General features: G+C 34.3%; 15 protein-coding genes. 8 read left to right on the top strand and 7 right to left on the bottom strand.

The features are described 5' to 3' along the window. Window positions 1-25: 25 nt before the first annotated feature. Window positions 26-646 (bottom strand): futalosine hydrolase, encoded by a 621-nt coding sequence (mqnB, locus tag FA045_RS07255; RefSeq protein WP_136875979.1) that lies wholly within the window; start codon window positions 644-646, stop codon window positions 26-28. 103 nt (window positions 647-749) lie between these two features. Between mqnB and FA045_RS07250 the strand changes: the two genes are divergently transcribed. The 4 genes from FA045_RS07250 to FA045_RS07235 all read left to right on the top strand — a co-directional run bounded on the left by FA045_RS07250 (window position 750) and on the right by FA045_RS07235 (window position 6548). Continuing rightward, on the top strand, window positions 750-1160 hold the full coding sequence (locus FA045_RS07250; RefSeq protein WP_136875977.1) for a 6-pyruvoyl trahydropterin synthase family protein: 411 nt from the start codon (window positions 750-752) through the stop codon (window positions 1158-1160). 29 nt (window positions 1161-1189) lie between these two features. After that, window positions 1190-1825, top strand: coding sequence for a GTP cyclohydrolase I FolE (folE, locus tag FA045_RS07245; RefSeq protein ID WP_136875975.1), 636 nt, complete (start codon window positions 1190-1192; stop codon window positions 1823-1825). Window positions 1826-1911: 86 nt separating this feature from the next. Then, window positions 1912-2802: an ACP S-malonyltransferase gene (fabD, locus tag FA045_RS07240; RefSeq protein ID WP_136875973.1), complete on the top strand. Its 891-nt coding sequence runs from the start codon at window positions 1912-1914 to the stop codon at window positions 2800-2802. 11 nt (window positions 2803-2813) lie between these two features. Continuing rightward, a complete protein-coding gene (locus FA045_RS07235) occupies window positions 2814-6548 on the top strand; it encodes a sensor histidine kinase (protein WP_225871298.1) in 3735 nt (1244 codons plus the stop codon). 7 nt (window positions 6549-6555) lie between these two features. Here FA045_RS07235 and FA045_RS07230 read toward each other — a convergent pair whose 3' ends face one another. After that, complete coding sequence (locus FA045_RS07230) at window positions 6556-7461, bottom strand: hypothetical protein (RefSeq protein WP_136875971.1); 906 nt, start codon at window positions 7459-7461, stop codon at window positions 6556-6558. 206 nt (window positions 7462-7667) lie between these two features. Here FA045_RS07230 and FA045_RS07225 point away from each other — a divergent pair, with 206 nt between their 5' ends. Beyond that, complete coding sequence (locus tag FA045_RS07225) at window positions 7668-9206, top strand: glycoside hydrolase family 10 protein (RefSeq protein WP_136875969.1); 1539 nt, start codon at window positions 7668-7670, stop codon at window positions 9204-9206. A 55-nt stretch (window positions 9207-9261) separates the two neighbouring features. Here the strand turns inward: FA045_RS07225 and FA045_RS07220 are convergent, their stop codons facing one another. From FA045_RS07220 to nagB, 4 genes are all read right to left on the bottom strand, one after another. Continuing rightward, on the bottom strand, window positions 9262-10491 hold the full coding sequence (locus FA045_RS07220; protein WP_136875967.1) for an LVIVD repeat-containing protein: 1230 nt from the start codon (window positions 10489-10491) through the stop codon (window positions 9262-9264). Window positions 10492-10601: 110 nt separating this feature from the next. After that, entirely contained in the window at window positions 10602-13448 is a 2847-nt protein-coding gene (locus FA045_RS07215; protein WP_136875965.1) for a M16 family metallopeptidase, read from the bottom strand. A 24-nt stretch (window positions 13449-13472) separates the two neighbouring features. After that, window positions 13473-14633, bottom strand: coding sequence for an acyltransferase family protein (locus tag FA045_RS07210; RefSeq protein WP_136875963.1), 1161 nt, complete (start codon window positions 14631-14633; stop codon window positions 13473-13475). Window positions 14634-14742: 109 nt separating this feature from the next. After that, complete coding sequence (nagB, locus tag FA045_RS07205; protein ID WP_136875961.1) at window positions 14743-16662, bottom strand: glucosamine-6-phosphate deaminase; 1920 nt, start codon at window positions 16660-16662, stop codon at window positions 14743-14745. Between the two features lie 114 nt (window positions 16663-16776). On the opposite strand from nagB, the gene FA045_RS07200 reads away from it, so the two are divergent. The 3 genes from FA045_RS07200 (at window position 16777) to FA045_RS07190 (ending at window position 22502) form a co-directional block, all read left to right on the top strand. After that, window positions 16777-17976 (top strand): anhydro-N-acetylmuramic acid kinase, encoded by a 1200-nt coding sequence (locus FA045_RS07200; protein ID WP_136875959.1) that lies wholly within the window; start codon window positions 16777-16779, stop codon window positions 17974-17976. 173 nt (window positions 17977-18149) lie between these two features. After that, window positions 18150-21185, top strand: coding sequence for a SusC/RagA family TonB-linked outer membrane protein (locus tag FA045_RS07195; protein ID WP_225871297.1), 3036 nt, complete (start codon window positions 18150-18152; stop codon window positions 21183-21185). A gap of 18 nt (window positions 21186-21203) precedes the next feature. Continuing rightward, window positions 21204-22502 (top strand): RagB/SusD family nutrient uptake outer membrane protein, encoded by a 1299-nt coding sequence (locus FA045_RS07190; RefSeq protein WP_136875955.1) that lies wholly within the window; start codon window positions 21204-21206, stop codon window positions 22500-22502. Window positions 22503-22683: 181 nt separating this feature from the next. Here FA045_RS07190 and FA045_RS07185 read toward each other — a convergent pair whose 3' ends face one another. Continuing rightward, a complete protein-coding gene (locus tag FA045_RS07185; protein ID WP_136875953.1) occupies window positions 22684-23430 on the bottom strand; it encodes a DeoR/GlpR family DNA-binding transcription regulator in 747 nt (248 codons plus the stop codon). Between the last annotated feature and the right edge of the window lie 8 nt (window positions 23431-23438).

The raw sequence follows: 23438 nt of genomic DNA, 5'->3' as shown, positions 1-23438 counted from the left end.
TTAAAAGTTTTTCGGTTAGTCATTTTTAAACCATTGTTTCAACGAAATCAATTAACCAATTATTTAAGTTTTTTATTGCCAAACCTATTTGCCAAGTTTCTCTGTTACGCGGCTCTACATAATTAGATATTGCCCTAACTTGTAAACAAGGCATATTTAATTGCTCGCAGGCATAAAATACAGCCGCACCTTCCATACTTTCTGTTTGTATGGTTAATCTATTTTGCAGCTCTGAAATGCTTAGTTGGTTACCATGTACTTTGTTTACAGTAATGGAGCTAACTTTTGGCAATTCATTGTAATCAAAACTTGCATGGTACATACTTTTGCCAAATCCCAAGTCATCAATGGTTATAAAGGCATGGTTATCTTCGGCGCCAAGTTCTGCAAAAGTATCACTTACTACATTTACTAAGCTTCCCAATGGGATGTTTTGGTTAAAAGAACCAGCAATACCAACATTTAAAACCAAATCATAATTACTTTTTAAGTGTATGCCAAGTGCAAAAGCAGTGGCTGTCATGCCTACTCCGGTAATTAAAAGGTCAAATTTTTGGTGCTGCACAAAATCATTTGCACTGAGGTTAAAATGCTCATCAAAAAGAGTTACTTCTTTAGCCGTTGCAGCCACTATGAGTACTTTCATGCAGCTAATTTAAAAATAATGATCGATAAAATGTGATTGCCTTTTTGTATTAGGCTTTTTGCTTGATGCTTAATCTGTATATTTGTTTTTTATTTGTTGAACAATGATTTATATAACGAGAAAAGAAAGTTTTAATGCTGCTCATAAATTGGCCAGAAAGGATTGGAGCGATGAGCAAAACTTAGCAGTTTACGGTAAATGCGCTAATCCGAATTGGCATGGGCATAACTATCAACTTTATGTAACTGTAAAAGGCGAAATTAATCCAGAAACTGGATTTTTGGTTGATTTAAAATGGCTTAAAAAAATAATAAACGAAAATGTAGTTGATAAAATTGACCATAGAAACCTCAATTTAGATGTTGATTTTATGAAAGATCAGTTGGCATCTACAGAGAATTTAGCCATTGCAATTTGGAATATTTTAATGCCATTGATACAAGAAGGCGGTGCAACTTTGCATAGCATTAAACTTTATGAAACAGAAAATAATTTTGTAGAATATTTAGGCTAACAAAAAACAGTATTTAGCGTGTATAATTAATGGAAAACGATAAACACAATCACGACGAGGAAGCTTTGGGTTACCAAAAAATTGAAAGTTATGATGAATCAAAGGTTACTGCTGTAGCTGCTCATTATAAAGATATTTTAACACAATTAGGTGAAAATCCTGAGCGTGAAGGGTTGTTGAAAACTCCTGAAAGAGTTGCCAAAGCATTGCAATATCTTACACATGGTTATGATGTAGATCCTGCTCAAATTCTTCGCTCTGCAATGTTCGAAGAAGATTATAGCCAAATGGTTGTGGTAAAAGATATCGAAGTATTTTCGATGTGCGAACACCACATGTTGCCATTTTTTGGTAAGGTTCATATTGCCTACATCCCGAAAGGACAAATTGTAGGCTTGAGCAAAATACCAAGGGTAGTTGATGCCTTTGCTCGCAGGCTACAAGTACAAGAGCGCTTAACAAACGAAATTAGAGATTGCATACAAAATACCTTGCAACCTACAGGTGTAGCAGTTGTAATGGAATGTAAGCATTTGTGCATGGCTATGCGTGGTGTGCAGAAACAAAATTCGGTTACTACCACTTCTGCTTTTACTGGCGGATTTTTAAGTAACGATAAAACAAGAGCAGAGTTTTTGAGGTTAATCACAGCAAATCTGCACTAAAAACCCAAACCCCTAATGGGGCTTTGGATAATTGAACAAATTTTTAACAGATATAAATTTCCCCGCCGCGGCGGAGATTAAGGGGTATGAAAGCATATATTTTTCCGGGCCAAGGAGCTCAATTTGTAGGAATGGGTAAAGATCTTTATGAAAACCCATTGGCTAAAGAATTATTTGAAAAAGCGAATGAAATTATTGGTTTCCGCATTAGCGATATCATGTTTAGTGGTACTGATGAAGAATTAAAGCAAACAAACGTAACTCAACCAGCTATATTTTTGCATTCGGTTATTTTAGCAAAAGTTTTAGGCGATGACTTTAAGCCAGATATGGTTGCAGGACATTCATTAGGCGAATTTTCTGCTTTAGTTGCTGCAAATGCCTTATCATTTGAAGACGGTTTGAGATTAGTAATAGCACGTGCTAACGCGATGCAAAAAGCGTGTGAATTGCAACCATCTACCATGGCGGCAATTTTAGGTTTAGCAGATGAGGTAGTAGAAGAAATTTGTGCGGGTATTGATGCAGTAGTTGTTCCGGCAAATTATAACTGCCCTGGTCAGTTGGTAATTTCAGGTAGTATTGAGGGTATTGATGAAGCTTGTGAAAAACTTACCGCAGCAGGAGCAAAAAGAGCGCTTAAATTAAATGTTGGTGGCGCTTTCCATTCGCCGTTAATGGAGCCAGCAAAAGTAGAGCTACAAGCAGCAATTGAGGCCACAAATATTGCATCGCCAATTTGCCCAATTTACCAAAATGTAAATGCACAGCCAACTACAGATACTACTGTTATAAAGCAAAATTTAATAGCTCAATTAACTGGCGCTGTAAGATGGACCCAAACTGCTACAAACATGATTGCCGATGGAGGAAATGATTTTGTTGAGGTTGGACCAGGCAATGTTTTACAAGGTTTAGTTAAAAAAGTAAGTAGAGAAGTACAAACTAGTAGTGCAGCGGTAAACGTTATAAATTAAAATTTTTTCAGTTGAGTGTAGGAGGAAAAATAAGGTTTTTGTTATTGGTTTTAGGCATTTGCTGTATTGCTACCGCATTGTCTTTAAACAATTCGATTACCCAAAACGACCTCCTATTGCATGAAGCTCAAAGTTTACAGAAAAATTTAGCGGTTAAAGAAAACATCGTTCAAGGCTTTTTAACTAATAATGATCGGTTAAATGAATTAAAAACTTACCATACAAACGGTGTTTTAGCCTTAAATTTTATAGATACTTACCGTAACAACGGGATCAATTTATTGATTTATAAAAATGATGAACTTCAGTTTTGGAGCTCAATTAAAAGTTTTCCTCAAAATGTAAATAGGCTAAAGGAAGGGTCTTCTTTTCAGCCATTAGCAAATGGATTTTATGAGGTAATAAAAAAAACAGATAATCAATACATTTTTATCTTCTTAATTACAGTTAAAACCCAATTTAGTATCGAAAATCAATACCTAAAAAATAGTATTGTTCCAGAGCTTTTTGCAAATAATAGTTTAGACTTAGCCGCATTTACCGATAAAAACACAAAAGAAATATTTAATTTAAGTAAAGATTACCTTTTTGCAGTTAAATTAAGCGATGAGTTCTCTAAAAACATTTATGCAACAGTACAAGTATGGCTTTGGGTAATTGGGCTGTTTTGTATATGCCTATTCGTAAATTCTTACGCCAATTATTTGGCACGAAAAGGTTTTTTAGTTGCAGGTACAGTAGTGCTAATGATATTCTTTTTCGCATTTAGATTAACCGATTTACAGTTTTTTTGGTTTAATCACCAATTTACGTTAGATATTTTTAGTCCTTCAATTTATGCACAAAGTGAATTTTTGCCTTCGCTAGGCGATTTACTCTTACATGTTATTTCTATAACTTGGATTTCACTTTTTATCTATATCCATCGTTTCGAATACACATTTTCAAATTGGTTTCAGCAAAGTAAAATTTTTGCTTTTAGCTTTCATATTGTGGTATTATTGTTTTTGGCATTAATTGCGCTAATTATTGATGAAGTCTTTTTCGGGCTTATCAATAATTCAAAAATCAATTTTGATATTACCAATATCATTAACCTTGGTTACATTAGTTGGATTAGTATATTAATATTGTGCTTATCGTGGTTTGCTTTTTATCTAATCATCAATGTTTTTTTAGAGCTAAGTAAACAATTAAATGTAACTAATAAGGAACGATTAATTATCTTTTTAACATTGCTTTCTGCTTGTTTTGTATATAAACTGGTGGATGACTTTACGGTTTTCTTTTTAGTATATGCCTTGTTAATATTTGTTTTAGGCTATAATAATTACATTCAAAAAAGACAGTTTTCCATTGGCGTATTCGCTATTCTTTTCTTGTGTATTGCTTTTTTAACTTCGCTTAAGTATACCAAATTTATTGATATTAAAGAGCGTAATACGAGAAGGGCAATTGCTTTAAAACTTGAAAATTCTGACGATCCGAAGGTTATTAATGCGATCAATAGTTTTGAGCTCAGTATAGCAAAAGATTCATTAGTAGCCGAATACTTTAAAAACCCTAACTCACTTCAAACGGTAAGTTTTCATAATTACATCACTAAAAAATATTTAGATGGTTATTTATCGAGGTTTGAATATAAAATGTATGAATACAATGCCAATGATGAAAGTTTAAGAAGCGATGTTAATTCTTTATCTATTAATAAATACAAAGATCTCGTAAAATCTGGCGCTATAAAAACTGCAGAAACTGCTTATTTTTATCGCATAAACGATACTTTTGGCTATCAAAATTACTTTGGTATAATTCCGGTTTTTAATGCTGAGAATTATATGGGTACATTAATTATTGAACTTACCTCTCAATCTTATGATTATAATTCTCGCTTTCCAGAATTGTTAATAGATGGAAAGTTAAAGAGTGATGAAGATTTTAGTGAATATTCTTTAGCCTTTTATAAAAACAATAAACTCTATAGTCAATCGGGTAAGTTTACTTACCCAATGGTAAATGAAAACCAATTTAAAGGGGTTTTAAATGACGTTGTTTTTGAAAATGAGGAAGCAAATAACATCAGTTATAGTCATGCCATCAGGAAATATGATAACTCAAAATTAATTGTAATTAGCAAAGAAAAAATGCCTTATGTAGTACGTTTAGCTACACTATCGTTTTTCTTTTTGGTTTTTATATTATTCGGAATTACAATTTACGTTATTTTATGGGTTGCCAAAAACTTAGAAGATAGTAAGGCTGGTTGGTTTAACATCAACAGGTATTTAATGATTAATGCCAATAAAATTTTATATAAAACACGTATTCAACTTTCTGTTGTATTGTCTGTTGTAGCAACGTTATTAATTGTTGGGTGGACAACCTTTTCATACATTAAAAATGAATACCAAAAACAGCAAAAAGAATCGATCAGAGAAAAAATTAGAAAGGTACAGCTATCTTATCAAAAGCAGATATTAAACTCTGGTTTAAGGTTTGATGATAAAGCTGGTTACGAATTTAATCAGTTTGCTGATGTAAATGCAGCCTATTTAAATCTTTATAGTATTGATGGAAAGCTCTTGTTAACATCATTACCTAAAATGTACGATTATGGTATTTTGGGTAAAATGATGGGCCCAATGGCATATATTAATTTAAGTAAGCTCCAACGTTCAGAATTTTTAAATACCGCAGAAAAAATTGGCGATTTTACTTATGCTGCAGCGTATGCACCAATACGTAATGCACAAAACCAAACTGTAGCTTATATCGGTTTGCCATATTATGAAAATGAAGCCGATTATAATGATAAAATAGGGCTTTTTATCAATACTTTAATTAATATTTATGCGCTTGTATTTGTTTTAATTGGTGTATTAGCTGTGTTTTTGGCTAATCAAATTACAAGTCCACTTACGTTTATACAAGAAAATATTAAGCGAACAAAGCTCGGTCAAAAGAACCAGCCTATAGTTTGGCATAGGCAAGATGAGATAGGTCTCTTGGTTAAAGAATATAATAAAATGATTGCCGCTTTAGAGTTAAGTGCTGTAAAATTAGCTCGTTCTGAGAGAGAAAGTGCATGGCGAGAAATGGCTAAGCAAGTTGCCCACGAAATTAAAAATCCATTAACACCACTTAAATTAGGTGTGCAACTTTTAGAAAAATCATGGAAAGAAAATGACCCTAATTTTGAGAAGAAATTTGCAAGTTTTAATAAGTCGTTTATCGAACAGATTGATAGTTTAGCAACCATCGCATCAGAGTTTTCTAATTTTGCTAAAATGCCTGATACAAAATTAGAAGCTTTAGCATTAGTGCCAATTGTTGAGCAGGCTATAGCTGTTTTTAATTCTTCTGAAAATGTTGAGCTCAATATTTTAAACCGTACAAACAAAAATGCTATGGTTATGGGCGATAAGGATCAGCTGCTGCGAACGTTCAATAATCTTTTAAAAAATGCAATTGAAGCCAGTGAAGGAAAGACTAAATGTGTAGTTAGAATTAAAATAATTAATGACGATAAACGCGTTTACGTTGAGGTAGAAGACAATGGAAAAGGAATTAGCGATCATTTAAAAGACAAAATATTTGTTCCAAACTTTACCACTAAATCATCAGGTACTGGTTTAGGTTTAGCTTTTGTAAAACAAGCAATTGAAAACGCAGGCGGCACCATTGAATTTAATTCTGTAGAGAACCAAGGAACAACCTTCTATTTAAATTTTCCTTTATTAGGTTAATAGATACCTACTTTAGGTTAATTTTACTTTTTCCCATGATGTAGCCATCGGCATATAAGATAATAGCATAATCGCCTTTCATAAATTCTTTAGGGTTAGTCCATTCTATTTTATAGGCAGTATCATCATCATTATATGAAAATTCTATTGCATTACTATATTGCATTTGTTGTCCATCAATCTGAAACAAGTTGTTTTCGTTTGCAATAAGGTTTCCTGCCGGATCAAAAACTCTTAAATATACTTTATGGTAGTTTTTTTCTGCTAAAGCATTTGGAACGATGCTAAACTTAATGGTTAATTTATTTGCAGTACTAGCCTTAGTTACTAAAATGCTCTTTCCGTTGCTTTTAATTCTAAAGGCTTCTACATTAATATTCGCTGATTTTAGTGCTGCGCCAACTTTAACTTTAGCATTAAGATTTTCGTTTTCTTTTTCTAAGTCATCTGCTTTATCGCTGTAAGCTTCAACTGATGATTTTAAGCTATCTCGTTCAGATTTAAGGTAGGAATTTTCTTTCTCTAAACGCAAAATTTGATCGTTGTAATTTTTTACAAAAACTCTCAATTCTTTGATTTGATCTTGAGCTCCCTCTAAATCGCCTTGCGTTAATTTGCCTTTTTGTAGGGATATTTTAAGTTCTGCAATTTTATCGCGAGCTAGTTTTTCTTCTTTTGCTAATCTATCATTTAAATTAACATTTAATAAAGTTACCTTATCAAGCTCAGCCTCAATTTTTTCTACTTCTAAATTTAAACGTTCTTTTTCGGTGCTAACAGTAACAAACCTACTACTTTGCTGTTTATCTTTAACATACAAATAGGCGTTAATTCCTAAAAGCGCAGCTATTACTACAACCAGAAAATAAATTTTATTTCTATCAACCTTATTTACAGGGATTTGATCTTCCATATTTAATAAAATCTTTCTTTAGCCATAATTTAGGCTCAATAATTAAATCTTATAGAACAGCTAACATAATATAAAAAAACGAATTGTGTTAAATTTATAGCACTTTTGTATCACAAATTCTCAATTTATGCGTTTATCTAGCATATAAAAAATCCTAAATTTCAATACAATAAGCTAGATAACGAATATACACTTTACAAATTATAATGAATAAAGGCTACATCTCTACAATTTTACTCTTCTTAATTATTTCTCTAAATGCTTTTGCACAAAATTCCACAAAAATTGCTCCAAAACGTGAGTTTAGGGGCGTTTGGGTTGCTACTGTTACAAATATAGATTGGCCATCGAGACAGGGACTTAGCGTAGACCAACAAAAGCAAGAGCTAATTGGGATTTTAGAACAACACAAAAAGAGTGGAATGAATGCTATTCTACTACAAATTAGACCAACTGCAGATGCACTTTATGCAAAATCTAGAGAGCCTTGGAGCCATTGGTTAATGGGCAAACAAGGCTTGGCGCCTGCTGCTGGTTATGATCCTTTAGATTTTGCTATTAAAGAATCTCATTTAAGAGGAATGGAATTGCATGCTTGGTTTAATCCTTATAGAGCTACGATGTCTGCAAAACAAGTCACCAGCGAAAACCACATTACCAAAAGTAAACCAGAGTTGTTTTACCGTTACGGTGGGCAAATACTTTTTGATCCGGGTTTGCCGGAGGTTAGAGCATATATTACACAAGTAATTTTAGATGTAGTTAAAGAATATGATATTGACGGGGTGCATTTTGATGATTATTTTTATCCTTATCGCATAGCCGGACAAACGATTAAAGATGAAGCAACCTTTAACAAATATGGCGGTGAGTTTAAAAATATTGCCGATTGGAGAAGAAACAATGTTGATGTTTTGATAAAAATGGTGAATGATAGTGTGCACCATTATAAAAAACACATCAAATTTGGAGTAAGTCCTTTTGGAATTTGGAGAAACTTTAGAGAAGATACATTAGGCTCTAAAACAAATGGCTTATCAAATTACGGTGAATTATATGCCGACTCTAGAAAGTGGATTAAGGAAGGTTGGATAGATTATATCAATCCGCAAATTTACTTTACTTTTAACAGATCTGCAGCGCCATTTGGCGTGCTTTTAGATTGGTGGAGCAACAACACTTTTGGTAGACATTTATACATTGGGCAAGCTGCTTATTTGGTAAATAAAACAACAAAAGTTGATTTAACTTGGCTAAAAGGAGATGAAATACCTAAGCAGATTAGATACATTAGAGCCAACAATAGGGTGCAAGGAAGTGTTTTTTTTAGTTCTAAATCTTTATCAACTAATGCCAAATCAGTAGCCGATAGTTTGCGAAAAGATTTGTATAAATATCCGGCTTTGCCGCCACAAATGCCTTGGTTAGATGATGTGATGCCAAACGAACCTCAAAATCTAAAAGCCGAAGCAAAAAGTGATGGAATTCATATCAATTGGACAAAACCCTTACCTGCTGAAGATGGAGAAACAGCCTCTGGTTACCTAATTTATCGATTTGAAGAAGGGGAGAAGGTTGATATTCTAAATCCAAAAAACATAATCCATATCAGCTTTGTAGATTATCCATTTTATTTAGATACCAACTTTGAAAAAGGTAAACGCTATAATTATTTGGTTACTGCTTTAGATAGGTTGAAGAATGAAAGCGAAGCAAGTGGGCCAATAGGTGTACAAGCAAAATAATTTGAGGCTAGCTTGAATCTATATCGAGCTAGTCTCAAATTAAAACTTTTTACCTTTATAATGATGAATTTAAAGGGTTTTGTATTTTGATTTTACTTAACTGTTTTAACGTTGCTGCATTATCATAGTTAAATTGATAAACGCCATCTTCGCCTGTAACAATTAATGATTTTGGCCCAGCAATAACATCAAAGCTTTTAATGTTTTTTAAGTGTTGCAATAGGTTTTTTCCAATCGCAATTTTATCAGTGATGTTAAAACTTTTTAGGCCAAAATCTCCTTCGCATAAAAACAAATTGTTGCCGCTTACACTTAAACCATGCGGATTTTGCATTGGGAAAACCGATACTTGTTTAGGTTTTGTAGGGTCCTCAATATCTAATACTTCTAATTGATTTGTAGCTTGTCTGCAGCCTGTACCTGCTCTTAGCGTTACGTAAGCATACTTGCCTTGCACAACAACCGGATCACATGCAAATACATGTGCGTAAGTACTTAGTTTAACAGGGTTTGCCGGATCAGCAGCGTTAAAAATATGCATTCCAGTATTAGTGCCAATAAAAAGCTTCTGCTCGTAAGGAAAAATAGTTTCTACACCCCAATCTAATCTGATTGATTTAACAAAAGTTGGATTAGCAGCAGCTTGCACATTAAAAAGACTTAAATCAGAAATCCCAACTGTATACAAATAATTATTTAAAAGGGTAAACCTAGCCATTGAACCTCCTTGCCCACTACCACCGTAACTATTTGCAGTGCTTGCAAACATTACCTCTTTATTAGCGTTGTTGTTGGCAGCTGTATTAACTAGTGTGTCTTTGTAGGTTAAAACTTTAGGGCCTGCAGCATATTGAATCAAAAACTGCTTAAAAACCTCTGGTGTTCTTTTAACTAGTTTAATGTTGTTTATTGTAGTAATATCAAAAGCCAATAAATCTATATAACTATCTGCATAAAGTATGTTGTTATGCACAGCTAAATCAATATTTCCTGGTATCTGTAAAAAACCTGTATTTATTGGATTGTTAGGGTTACTGTTATTGTAAATATGAATACCCTTGTTTGGTTCGTTGATAAAAAGATAATCATTATAAATATAGATTTTACCTGCTTTTGTAGCCGTTTGCGCTTTTGTAATGCCAACAGGTAATGATCTCATTTCAGCAAGAGAAATTACCTTAGGTATTTGGATCATTTCATATTTAGCACTGGGTGATTTCTTACACTGCGTAAGCGTTGAGATTGTAGCTAAAAGCAACAATGCATTGAGGAGAATTTTTTTCATAATTTATTGGTTTTGAGCGTAAACGATGTGAAATTAAAAAACGCTACAAACTAACAGAAATAAAAAAAGACACATTAAGTGTCTTTTTTTATAATTTGATTTGTCGAATTTTATTTCTGTGGTAGTAAAATAAATTTGATAAAGTTTTTTTCATTTAAATAAGTACTTGCAGCACCTTTTAAACTTTCTGAAGTTATCTTTTTTAACGATTCAACGTATGTTAAAACTTCTTTAGGGTCTTCTTCATTTTGAGCTGAACCTACAATGTTGCCTAACCAAAATTGATTTGTTTTAAGTTGCGTTTCTGTAGATCTAGTTTCTTCAGCTACAAACTTCTGTATATCAACATCAGTTGCTCCATTTGTTTTAATTTTATTGATCTCATCTAAAGTAGAAGCAATTAATTTCTCTACATTTTCTGGTGCACAACCGAAAGAAATGTTAAATGAATACCTGTTAACTGGGAATTTGCTGTAAGATGCACCTGCATTTACGCCATACACACCGCCTTCATCTTCACGTAAACGTTCTATCAGTTTAATATTTAAAACTTCTGCCAAAGCATCTAACTGATTATTATTCGTTTGGTTGTAAGTGTAATCGCCACTAAACATTAATCTCACCGTAGCTTTTGGCTCTTGTCCTTTGTATACTTTTTTTGTAATTGCTCCAGCTGGTACTCTAATGCCTAAGTCAACAGCTTTTTCTTTACGATTTGTATTTGGTAATGCGCCTAGATATTGCTCAATAAGTGGTTTAATTTTTTCATTGTCAAAACTTCCCACAAATGTGAAGGTAAAATCACTTGCATCAGCAAAACGCTCTTTGTAAATTTCAAAAGCACGATCTAAATTAATTTGATTTAACTTCTCAACTGATGGGCCAGTTCTTCTTACATTATAGTTGCCTAGTACCGCAGAAACAGTATCGCTAAAAACACTATTCGGATCGGTCTCTCTATTAGCTAAATTGCCCTTTTGTTGCGAGATAGTACCTTTAAAAATTTCTGAATCCTTACGCGGAGCAGTGAAATACAAATAGGTTAATTGTAAAGCTGTTTCTAAGTCTTTCGGAGTTGTAGAAGCAGAAATACCTTCACTTCTTTCGCTAATCATCGGCGTAACAAAAACACGTTTACCGTTTAAATATTTTGGTAATTGAATTGAATTAAATTCGCCTACACCGCTTCGGCCAATAATAGCCGCTGCATTTGAAGCCGATTGGAAATCAGCATCGCTGTACAAAGAAGTACCGCCCGGACTGAAACCATAAAATGAAATTTCGTCATTTTTAAAGTCAGTTGGTTTTAAAATTACCTTTACCCCGTTTGATAATTTAAATTCGGTTACACCAATTTCTGCTATTTTGCTTTCTGATGTAATTTTACCTGCCATTGGTTTTTTCGCCAATAGTGGCTGATCAGATACTTGATCTACATAAGCAGTAATGCTTTTATCCATTACTACGCTATTTATCCATTGGTTTACAGTAGCTTCTGAAGGTAATTTTTCTTTTTCTTTGTCAGGAGCCATAATAATTACATCACGATTAGTTTCTGTAATATATTGTTTGGCCAATGCATTAACTTCTGCTACTGTAATAGAAGGTAAGGCATTTTTGTAGAAGTTATACTCATATTCAATACCTGGACTAACTGTTCCTTTTAAAAATAATTGAACATATTCTTGTACAAAATTATCAGAAGCAGTTTTGTTTTTTTCTTTAAAAGCAGATTCCTGCGATGTTAAAAATGATGCTTTTGCTCTCTCTAATTCAGTAGCAGTAAAGCCAAATCTTTTTACTCTTTCTACTTCTGTAAAGGTGGTTTTTAATCCTTTTTCAAATTCTCCTGGTTTAGCAACAATAACTGTAGTAGCAGCATCAAGGCCAGCTAAAAAGCCAGAAATGTTGTTGCCTGCCTGTAAAAACGGCGGATTAGCCTGTTTGCTCAATTCGCTAAAACGAGCACCCATCATTTGATTGTACAATGAGCGAATTACAGAATTTTTTAAATCGCTTTTAGTTAATAAAGGTTGCTCTTTGTGTTTAATTAAAATTTGAGCAACGGTAACCGGAAATTCTTTATCAGTAACAGTTACAAATTGATTTTTTCCTGTTAGCTCAATGTTATATTTTGTTCTAGGTTTCGGGTTTGCCGGATTTTTTAAATCAGAAAATTTAGCCTTAATCAATTGCTCCATCTGATTTACATCAATGTCACCCACTACAATTAATGCTTGTAAATTCGGTCTGTACCAATCTTTGTAAAAATCTTTAATGGTTTGCGGAGTAGCATTTTTTAATACTTCTTCTGTTCCAATTGGCAACCTGTTAGAGTAACGAGAATTGTTAAAAAGCATTGGAAGATATTTATCTTGCATGCGTTGTTGAGCACCTTTGCCTAAACGTTTTTCTTCTAAAACAACGCCTCTTTCTTTGTCAATTTCAACAGGGTCTAAGGTTACATCTTGTGCCCAATCACGCATAATTTGAAGACCATTTTTTACAATTTCTGGATCATCACTTGGAATAGGAAGCTGATAAACTGTTTCATCGAAACTAGTGTAGGCATTTAAATCTGCTCCAAATCTAACTCCTGTTTTTTGAAGATAATTTACCAGTTCGTTTTTTGGAAAGTTTTTTGTGCCATTGAAAGCCATGTGCTCCATCAAGTGTGCTAAACCACGCTGATTATCGTTTTCTAAAATTGAGCCTGCTTTATTGGCAAGATAAATAGTTACCCTATTTTTTGGCTCTACATTTTTACGGATATAATAAGTAAAACCATTTGGCAATTTGCCAACTTTTACTGCAGGGTCTAAAGGAACTGAATTGTTTGCAGCTGATGTGGCAACTGTTTTTTTTACAGGTGCCTTAGTGGCTGGTTTTTGTTGTGCAAATGTTGGCTCAATTAATAGCCCTAACAGTACAGCAAATAATAACGAGTGTTTTTTCATAGATTTTTAATAAATAAAAGCGAATTATACCTTAATGATAATGTTTTTCTTGTACATAACCCAAAGTATCACATAAAAAAATGCAATAAAAGCTATTGCGTACGCTAATGAGGCGTTTATAGGAGAAAAATAAGGCACAAAAAATGTTTGATAAAAAGAGGTTAATGCACCAACTTCATTTCCATCTGCTTGTTTAATTTTAATCATATTAACTAACCTCGGCATCAAGCCGGATACAAAAAAAACGGTTATAGCATTAACACCATAAACTACAAATGGCTTAGTAAATCGGTTATACTTGTTGATGTCAATTATCCAGTAGGAGAGGGCTAAAATAATAGTAGCCAATCCGCCAGTATAAAGTACATAAGAGCTTGTCCACAATGATTTATTGATGGGAAATTGTAAATCCCAGAGTAAGCCTGCTAAAGAAGCCAAAACTCCTACCGAAAAAAGCCAAGCAATTTTTGTAGCTGGTTCTATATCTTTTCGCTTTAAATAAACGCCAACTAAAACGCCAAATAATCCTGTAGCAATTGCTGGTAATGTGCTTAAAATCCCCTCTGGATCCCAAGTCTTAGCTGATTTCCAAAGATGGGCTTCGGTTAATATCGTTCTATCAAGCCATGCACCTAAATTAGTTTCCTTTTCTAAATTTGGGTAACCAACACCAGGTACTGGAACAAATGTCATTAATGCCCAATAGGTAATTAGAATGAGGATAATGATGCGAAATATGTTCTTATCGGATGTTTTTAAAAAGATGATTGAAGAAATGAAGAATACAACTCCAATACGTTGCAACACGCCAGGTATTCTTAAGTTACTTAATGATTCAACTAAATCGAATGTGCTAAAATTACGCGGAAAAATGGCTAAAAGTAAACCTAAACCAAATAAAGTTAATGCTCTTTTTAACGCTTTAAGAATTGTTTTGTTGTGACTAGTTGGATCCAATTTTTTGCTTCCCATTGCATAGGCGATAGAAACACCAACTATGAATAGAAAAAATGGAAAAACAAGATCTGTTGGGGTACAACCATTCCATTCGGCATGAGCAAGCGGAGCATAAATATGTCCCCAGCTTCCCGGATTATTAACCAAAATCATCGCGGCTACAGTTAAGCCACGAAAAAAATCTAATGAGAGTAAGCGCTCTGGTTTATTGGTTGTCATTGGTTTCATAAATGGTTAAGCAAGTTATCATATTGTTTTCAGAAAGAAAAATATCATGTATAGATCTATCAAATTTTAAGGATAAAAGAAAAGCTCCCAAAATTTGGGAGCTTAATTCTTAAAATTTATATCTTACAAAGGCTTCCATTGCTTCGTAATCTGCTAAGCCTAAATCGTCATAAGATTTTGCGGTTTCTCTGTTCCTGTCTTCAGCTCTCTGCCAAAATTCTCTAGCATCATCGCCCGGAAAAACTGCTCTGTCTTTTTGAGATTGGTGTTTAAAAATTGCAAATTTCTTTCTTTCAACCTCTTGCGGACTAAGCGGTACAGCCATCTCAATTTCATGAGTCTCAAACTCTAACCAAGCGCCTCTGTACATCCATAACCAACAATCTTTAACCCAACTTTCGGTCTTTTCTAAACGTTTTAATGCCTCTATAATAATGTTAAAACATACAATGTGTGTACCATGCGGATCTTCAAAATCGCCAGCAGCAAATACTTGATGTGGTTTTATCTTTTGAAGTAATTCCATCGTTAACAATACATCGGCTTCTGTGATAGGGTTTTTTTGTACTTTACCACTTTCATAAAACGGTAAAGCCATAAAATGGATATGATCATCTTGTAAACCGCAATAACGAGCTCCTGCAATTGCTTCTCCTTTTCTAATTAAACCTTTTACAGTTTGTATTTCTGGAGTATCAATTTGGTTGGGCTTTTTCTGCTCAATAAATTGACGCATTTTTGTGTATGTATCAGACATATCAGGATTTTTCATGCCCATTCTTTCGGCAAAATCCATGTTAAATTCAACAAAACGCAACACATCATCATCCCAAACGGCAGTATTACCCGAAGTTTGGTAAGCTACATGAACATCATGACCTTGATCAACTAAACGAATAAACGTTCCGCCCATCGATATTACATCATCATCTGGGTGTGGAGAGAAAATTACCACACGTTTTTTATCAGGAGTTGCTCTTTCTGGCCTTTGCGTATCATCCGCATCTGGTTTTCCGCCTGGCCAACCTGTAATGGTATGTTGTAATTTATTAAATATATTAATGTTGATGTTGTAAACTGGGCCTTTTTCTACCGCTAATTGAGCCATTCCATTGTTATTAAAGTCATCTTCAGTTAACTTTAAAATAGGCTTATTTAATTTATTTGCTAACCAAATAACAGCTTTTCTAATTAGTTTATCCGTCCACACACAATCTTTAACTAGCCATGGGGTGTCAAATCTGGTTAATAAAGCCGCCGCATCTTCATCCAAAATAAACTCTACATGATCAGAAAGTTGCAGGTAAGTTGCAGGCACATCACTAGACATTTCGCCTTCAACTGTTTTTTTAATAATTGACGCTTTTTTACCATTCCAAGCCATTAAAACAATTTCACGAGCTTTAAAAATTGTACCAACACCCATGGTAATTGCTTTAGTAGGCACAAAAGATTTACCACCAAAATCACGGGCCGCATCTCTACGGGTTAAGTCATCTAAAGTTACTAACCTTGTGCCAGAGTTTGGCGCCGATCCTGGCTCGTTAAAACCAATGTGACCAGTTCTACCGATACCCAAAATTTGCATATCTAATCCGCCAACATCAGTTATTTTGCGCTCATAAGCCAAACAAAATGCTGGTATGTCTTCCAATTTTATAGTGCCATCTGGTATATGAACATTGTTTTTATCAATGTCTATATGGTCAAACAGATTTTCATTCATAAATGAAACATAGCTCTGCACATCCGTAGGTTGCATAGGGTAGTATTCATCTAAGTTAAAGGTGATTACGTTTTTAAAGCTCAAACCTTCTTCTTTGTGCAGTCTAACTAACTCTGCATAAACTTTAATTGGGGTTGCGCCTGTTGCCAAGCCTAAAACAGCATGTTGGTTTAGCGCTTGTTTTTCTTTAATAATTTTCGCAATGCGATTTGCTACATTAATAGAAGCTTCTTGTGGATTTTTAAAAACAGTAACTGGGAGTTTTTCGAACCTCGTTTCTTCTAATAGATTTAATCTTGCCATTAATCTTTGGTTATTTAGTGAACGGAGCAGTAAATATAGGAGTATTTTTAAAAACGCAACATAAAAATATTGAGAATACTAAACTGTGCCATATATTTATTAAAATTTTTGATCATGAATAGAAACATTGCCAAGCTTTATCAAATTGCACAAAAAACCGAGCGTAAAATTATTGGTTTAATGTCTGGCACCTCAATGGATGGCTTAGATATAGCGTTATGTGCATGTAAAAATAGCGGCTCCGAAACCGAAATAAAGCTGCTTAATTTCATTACCATGCCTTATCAGGATGATTTTAGGGCTGATGTTAAAAGCATCTTTTCTAGAAAGGATGCAGATTTAGAAAAGGTTTGTTTATTGAATGAATTAATAGGTGTTAAACATGCCGAACTCATTGTGCAAGCATTAAATAGGTGGAATATTAGTGTCGATGAAATTGATGTAATCGCCAGTCATGGGCAAACAATTTTCCATGCGCCAAAATCATTGCATGGGCATGATGATTATCCAAATGCTACACTGCAAATAGGTGATGGAGATCATATAGCTGTAAACACTGGAATTATAACCCTTTCAGATTTTAGACAAAAACATTTGGCCGCTGGCGGAGAAGGTGCGCCTTTAGCCGTTTATGGAGATTATTTAATTTTTAGCAAAGCTGATGAAGATAGAATTATGCTCAATATTGGAGGGATTGCTAATTTTACCTATTTGCCTGGCGATAAAGATGCGGCAAAGGTTTTTTCAACCGATGTTGGGCCAGGAAACACTTTATTAGATCAATTTATACAGCGTAAATATCCAGGAGAATATTATGATAAAGACGGTTTAAAGGCAAAGTCTGGCACGTTAAGTCAGGAGCTATTAAAAGAATTACTTAATAACGATTTTTTTGTGATCGATTTTCCTAAAACAACAGGTCCGGAGTTGTTTAATCTCAAATATTTACAAAATGCTCAAGAAAGAAGTAATACGCTAAATTTATCAAACGAAGATATTTTAGCTACGCTATGTCACTTCTCTGCAAGGGGCATCATAGATGCGATTGAAAAAACGGTTAAATTATCGGCCATGCCTAAAATATTTATGAGCGGTGGAGGGATGCATAATCCATTGTTGGTAGACATTCTAAAAAGCGCACTACCAAATGCATCATTTAATACAACTCAGGCATTAGAAATAGATCCAGATGCAAAGGAAGCAGTGCTTTTTGCTTTATTGGCAAATGAAACGTTAGCAGGCAATCCAATTGATTTTGGTAAAAGAGAGGGAGTGCCATCGGTTTGCATGGGGAAAATTAGCTTTCCGCAATAAAATGTTAATTTGTTTGTAATTAATTGAGAAATTAAATATTAGATTTGAAGATATTTATTGGGTTTTTAGATAAGAAAGCACTAGTAAATAAAATTATCAGCATGATGCTGTGTATTTAACCAAATTTAATTTTTTAACGTATGAAGAGATTTTACACTTTTCGGTGCTCAAAAATGTTAGTGCATTTTTTTACGCCAATTCTTTTGCTGTTTGTATTTTCATCAGCAAATGCACAAACCAATCGCTATGTTCTTAGTGGTAAGGTTATTGAAGATGGATCCAAAGCACCTATACCTGGTGCGGGAGTAAAAGTTCAGGGTACTAATTTTGCTGTTGGAGCAAATATTGACGGTTCTTATTCTATTGCTGCAAATTTAGCACCAGGTACTTACCAACTGTCAGTAACCTATATTGGTTATAAAACGATAACCAAACAAATTAGCTTAGGTAGCAATTTAAATGTAACAACCGACTTTACTTTAGCGCAAGATGCAATGGGTTTAGATGAGGTAATTGTAACAGGTACTTCGGCCGGAACCACAAGAAAACAATTGGGAAATTACGTTACATCTGTTAAAGGAGAAGATTTAAATAAAGCACCTAGTGGTAATGTATTGTCTTCTTTGCAAGGAAAAGTGGCTGGTGCACAAATTAGCCAAAACTCTGGCGACCCAGCTGGAGGTATGTCTGTTAAGTTACGTGGTATTAGTTCTGCCAACTCATCTACTGAACCATTATACATTATTGATGGGGTAATTGTAAATAACACCACAACAAGGGTAACCAACACAACTGGTAATTATGATGGAGGTAACTTTGTAGGAAGTATAGGCCAGAACAGAATGGTCGATATCAATCCTGCAGATATTGAAAGAGTTGAAGTACTTAATGGAGCATCAGCAGCCGCAATTTATGGCTCGAGGGCAAATGCGGGTGTGATTCAAATTTTCACTAAAAAAGGTGTTGCTGGTAAAACGCAAGTGAGCTTTAATTCAAACTTTGTGATTAGCCAGTTACGTAAAAAAATTGAAGTTAATCAATCTCCTGTAAAATTTGGAGGGAGTGTAGATGCAGTAACGCAGGATGTTTTAACACCAGCACTAACCACTACATCGCCCGTTACAAGATATGATTATCAGGATTACATTTTTAGAACTGGTTACGGAACAGACAATAATTTATCAATTTCTGGAGGTAGTGAAAATACGAAAGTGTATTCTTCTTTCGGTTATTTTAGCAATCAAGGAATTATTAAAAATACCGATTTTAGAAAGTATAACTTTAGAACCAATCTTGATCAAAAAATAAATGATTGGGCAAGCTTATCAGCAGGCTTAAACTACATTAAAAGTGCTGCTAACGAGAAGCCAGATGGCAACTCTTTCTTCTCTCCAATGAATTCGGTTACAATTATTGGTAATTTTCATGATATTTTTAGAAGAGATGCAAGTGGTAATCTTTTAGCAGTTGGTGAGAGAGGTAGGGTAAATCCAGTTTCTGTAATAGAAGATATTAAACAAAGGCAAGAAGTAGATCGTATCATTGCAAATGCTACTTTAAAATTAAATCCTGTTAAAAATTTAACAATCGATTTTACGCTAGGTGCTGATAATTCTGCTCAAAACGGAACAACTTACATCCCACCTTATACTTATAACGTAAATCCAGATTTTTTTGGAGGTGGTACAAACTTAACTGCTTCTCAAAATGGTTATTCTAGTACAGCAAACAATAAAGCTTTCTTATTTAACAATGAGATTAATGCAACTTACCAAGCAAAAATTACTGATCTATTAACTTCTGTTACGCAGGTTGGCTATTCTTATCAGTATGAGAAAAGTCAATATGCCTTATTACAAGGTAGAGGCCTTGCGCCACAAATTAGAACCGTTAATGGTGCATCAACACAGTTACCAAGCGTTGATGGTAGAACTGAACTTTCTATAAGTGGAGCATATGTTCAACAAAATTTTAAATACAAAGACCATTTATTTGTTACCGGTGCTTTACGTATGGATCAGTCTTCTGTATTTGGAGAGGATAATAGAAACCAAGTTTATGTGAAAGCAAGCATGAGTTATGTATTGTCTTCTGCAGAATACTGGAAAAAAACAAACTTATCAGACTGGTGGGATACATTTAAATTAAGAGCAGCTTATGGGCAATCGGGTAACTTAACAGGTATTGGTGCTTATGATCGTATCAATGCTTACAACGGACAAGCATTTTTAGGTTATACCTCTTTGTTTAGTAGTTTCCAATTGGCTAACGAGAACGTAAAACCAGAGCGCCAAGACGAGCTAGAGGTTGGTATCGATTTAGGCTTTTTTAAGAACAGATTAACTTTAAGTGCTAACTATTATGATAAAAAAGTAAAAGATTTGCTGTTAGCGCAAGTAATCGCACCATCTCAAGGATATACAAGTTTCTTAAATAACATCGGTTCATTAAAAAATACTGGTTTTGAGTTGGTATTGGGTGGTACACCAGTTAAAACAGACAATTTTACTTGGAATGCAACGGCTATTTTCAATAGAAATAGAAATGAGGCATTTGATATTGGTGCATTAAGATTACTGAGTACTAATCCTGGTGCTCCAGTAGCAATTATTGATGGTGAGCCATTGGGTGTATTTTACGGCACTTACTTCGCTAGAAATGCTGATGGTAGTTTGGTAACCAATGCAGCAGGCATTCCGCAGCAAGCTAGAGATGGAGCGGGAAATCCATTAAGGAAAGTATTAGGCGATCCAAATCCAGATTACAACTGGTCATTGGTTAATGATTTTAGCTACAAAAAATTCGGCTTACGCGTTCAGCTTGATGCAGTACAAGGTGGTGATGTTTGGAATGCAGATTGGAGAACCAGGCAAGGTGTAGGTGGTGGCAAGGTGGCAGAACAAGAACAATTAGGTCTATTGCCTAGAGGTTACGTAGCTGGTGTGTATGCCATTGAAGAATGGAGAATAGACAATGGATCTTTCGTGAAATTAAGAGAGGTTTCGTTAAGCTATAATGTTGGTAAAGTAAAATCTATTAGTGATTTAACTTTGGTTTTAAGTGGTAGAAATTTAATCTCTTGGGATAAATATAAAGGATATGATCCAGAATTGAACTCGGCTGGTCAATCTACCATACTTAGAAACATCGATTTTGGTTCGGTGCCAATTCCAAGAACATTTAGTTTAGGCTTACAGGTTAAATTTTAACAGTTTAATAGAAAAGTGATGAAAAATTTTAAAATAAAATCAATATATATAGCTTGTGGCATTTTAACGCTTGCAAGTAGTATCTCATCTTGTAAAAGTGAGTTCGAAGATCCAAGTAGAGCAAGTTTAGAAACGGCATTAGGTTCTAGTCAAGCGCTATCTGCAGTAGCTGTAGGTGTACAACGTACTTATACCTTAAACAGAACTAGTGTACTGTTCAATTCTATTGCAGCTGCGGGATTTGCAGGTAACGAACTTAAGTTACTAAATTCTGGTAACATACCCGAATTACAACTAAGCACAGGCGGTACTGCCGTAGACGGAACAAACACCATTTTGTTTAACATGTGGGCATCTTCATTAAAAGTGATTGATGAAAGCAATAAAGTAATAGCTGGAGCGAATGCTTTGGGAGATAAAAACTATGCATCAGGATTAATTGGCTACGTAACCATTTTTAAAGCTTTGTCATTGGGTACAATCTCTACATTCTGGGAACAAGTTCCTGTAACAATTGGCACAAATGTTCCATTTGTAAGCAGAGCCGATGGTTACAAGGCGGCAATTACTGCAATCGATGATGCATTGGCTAAAATTGCAGCCAATCCGATTTCAACACAATTTAATGTTACAGTACCAAATGTTAATATTATAAATACTTTACGAGCATTAAAAGCAAGGTATGCGTTATTTAGTGGACAGTATGCACTAGCATTAACAGAAGCTAATGCAGTTACTTTAACTACTGGTTCTTCCTTTACGTTTGATAGTGCAAACATCAACATTTTAAACTCCATCATTGCATCAAACAATGTTTTTCAACCAATTGATGCCAATCTAGGTTTAGCAGGAGCATTTGCTCCAGATGCTTTAGACAGACGCCTTTCGTTTTACACATTTATGGCAGGTACTCCAACGCCAACAATACGCATGGGTGGTTTTGCTGCAACAACTACAACAGCAATACCTATTTTCTTGCCGGGAGAAATCACATTAATTAAAGCCGAAGCTTATGCTCGTCAAACTACTCCAGATTTAACCAATGCATTAATAGAGTTGAACAGAGTCGTAACCAAAACTACAGATGTTTTTGGGGTTGCAGCAGCCTTGCCAGCTTTAGTTGGTCCTTTTACGCAAGCTGAAATTTTAAATTTAATTTACAAACACAGAAGTATTGAACTGTATGCTTCGGGTTTAAAATTAGAAGATATGCGTAGATTTGGTAGACCAAATGCTGAAATGAAACGTAGATTTATGCCTTATCCATTTCAAGAGCGAGACAATAATCCAAACACGCCAGCAAATCCGGCGTTTTAGTATCAAAGGGAGAGCGAAAGTTCTCCCTTTTGTTTTAAAGATATTTTATGTTTTATTGCATGAAACTTTTGCTCAAAAAAAAACAAATTTCAATGCTAGGTCTAGCTTCTCGGCTAAACTTAATGGGATATTCTACTCAATTTTATAAGTCTGAGCGTTGTTGAATAGTAACTTATTACGGTTACAACAGTTTCAATCCGTTTACATGATATTCTTCAAGTTTGACATCAGCTGGGCTTAGTTCTGTTATTAAATAGCTGATGTTCTCTAAAGCTGTAACTTTAAGCCTTAAGGAGATATTCAGCTTTTCTGAAATACATAAAACTGCTGATTTTCGAGAAGAACTCAACATCCTCTTTTTTAATTGGTTAATTTCCCAATCGGTATCTGTTAAACCATCTTTAGGGTGCAAAGCACTTGTGCCTAATAAACATAAGTCTGCATTAATTTCAGCAAGTTGATTAATTACATGGCCGCCGTAGGTAATTTGAGAGTTTTTAGAGAATAAACCACCAATTAAAATTACCTCTACTTTTGGATATTTTGCGAGCTCTACTGCTACCAGCGGACTAATTGTAAAAAAAGTAGCTTGAAGATTTTCTGGAAGCTGTTTTACTAATTCAATAATCGTAGTACCACCACCTGTTAAAATTACCATACCATCTTTAATTAGTGGTATAGTTTTTTTGGCGATAATAATTTTTGCTTCTTTTGCATAAACGGTACTATCATCAAAAGTAGAATGATAAGATTTTGATAATGCACCACCATGAACTTTGTATAAAAGGTTCTGATCAGACAATTCTTGTAGGTCTCGGCGTATGGTGTCTTCCGAAACATCTAAAAGTTGAACCAAATCTGAAGTTAACACCCTGTTGTGTAAATTGATTTGTCGCATTACGATGTCGTGTCTTTCTTTTTTGAGCATAAGATATA

The organism is Pedobacter cryotolerans (assembly GCF_005116475.1).
Lineage (GTDB): Bacteria > Bacteroidota > Bacteroidia > Sphingobacteriales > Sphingobacteriaceae > Pedobacter > Pedobacter cryotolerans.
This window is presented reverse-complemented; position numbering and strand designations above follow the sequence as displayed.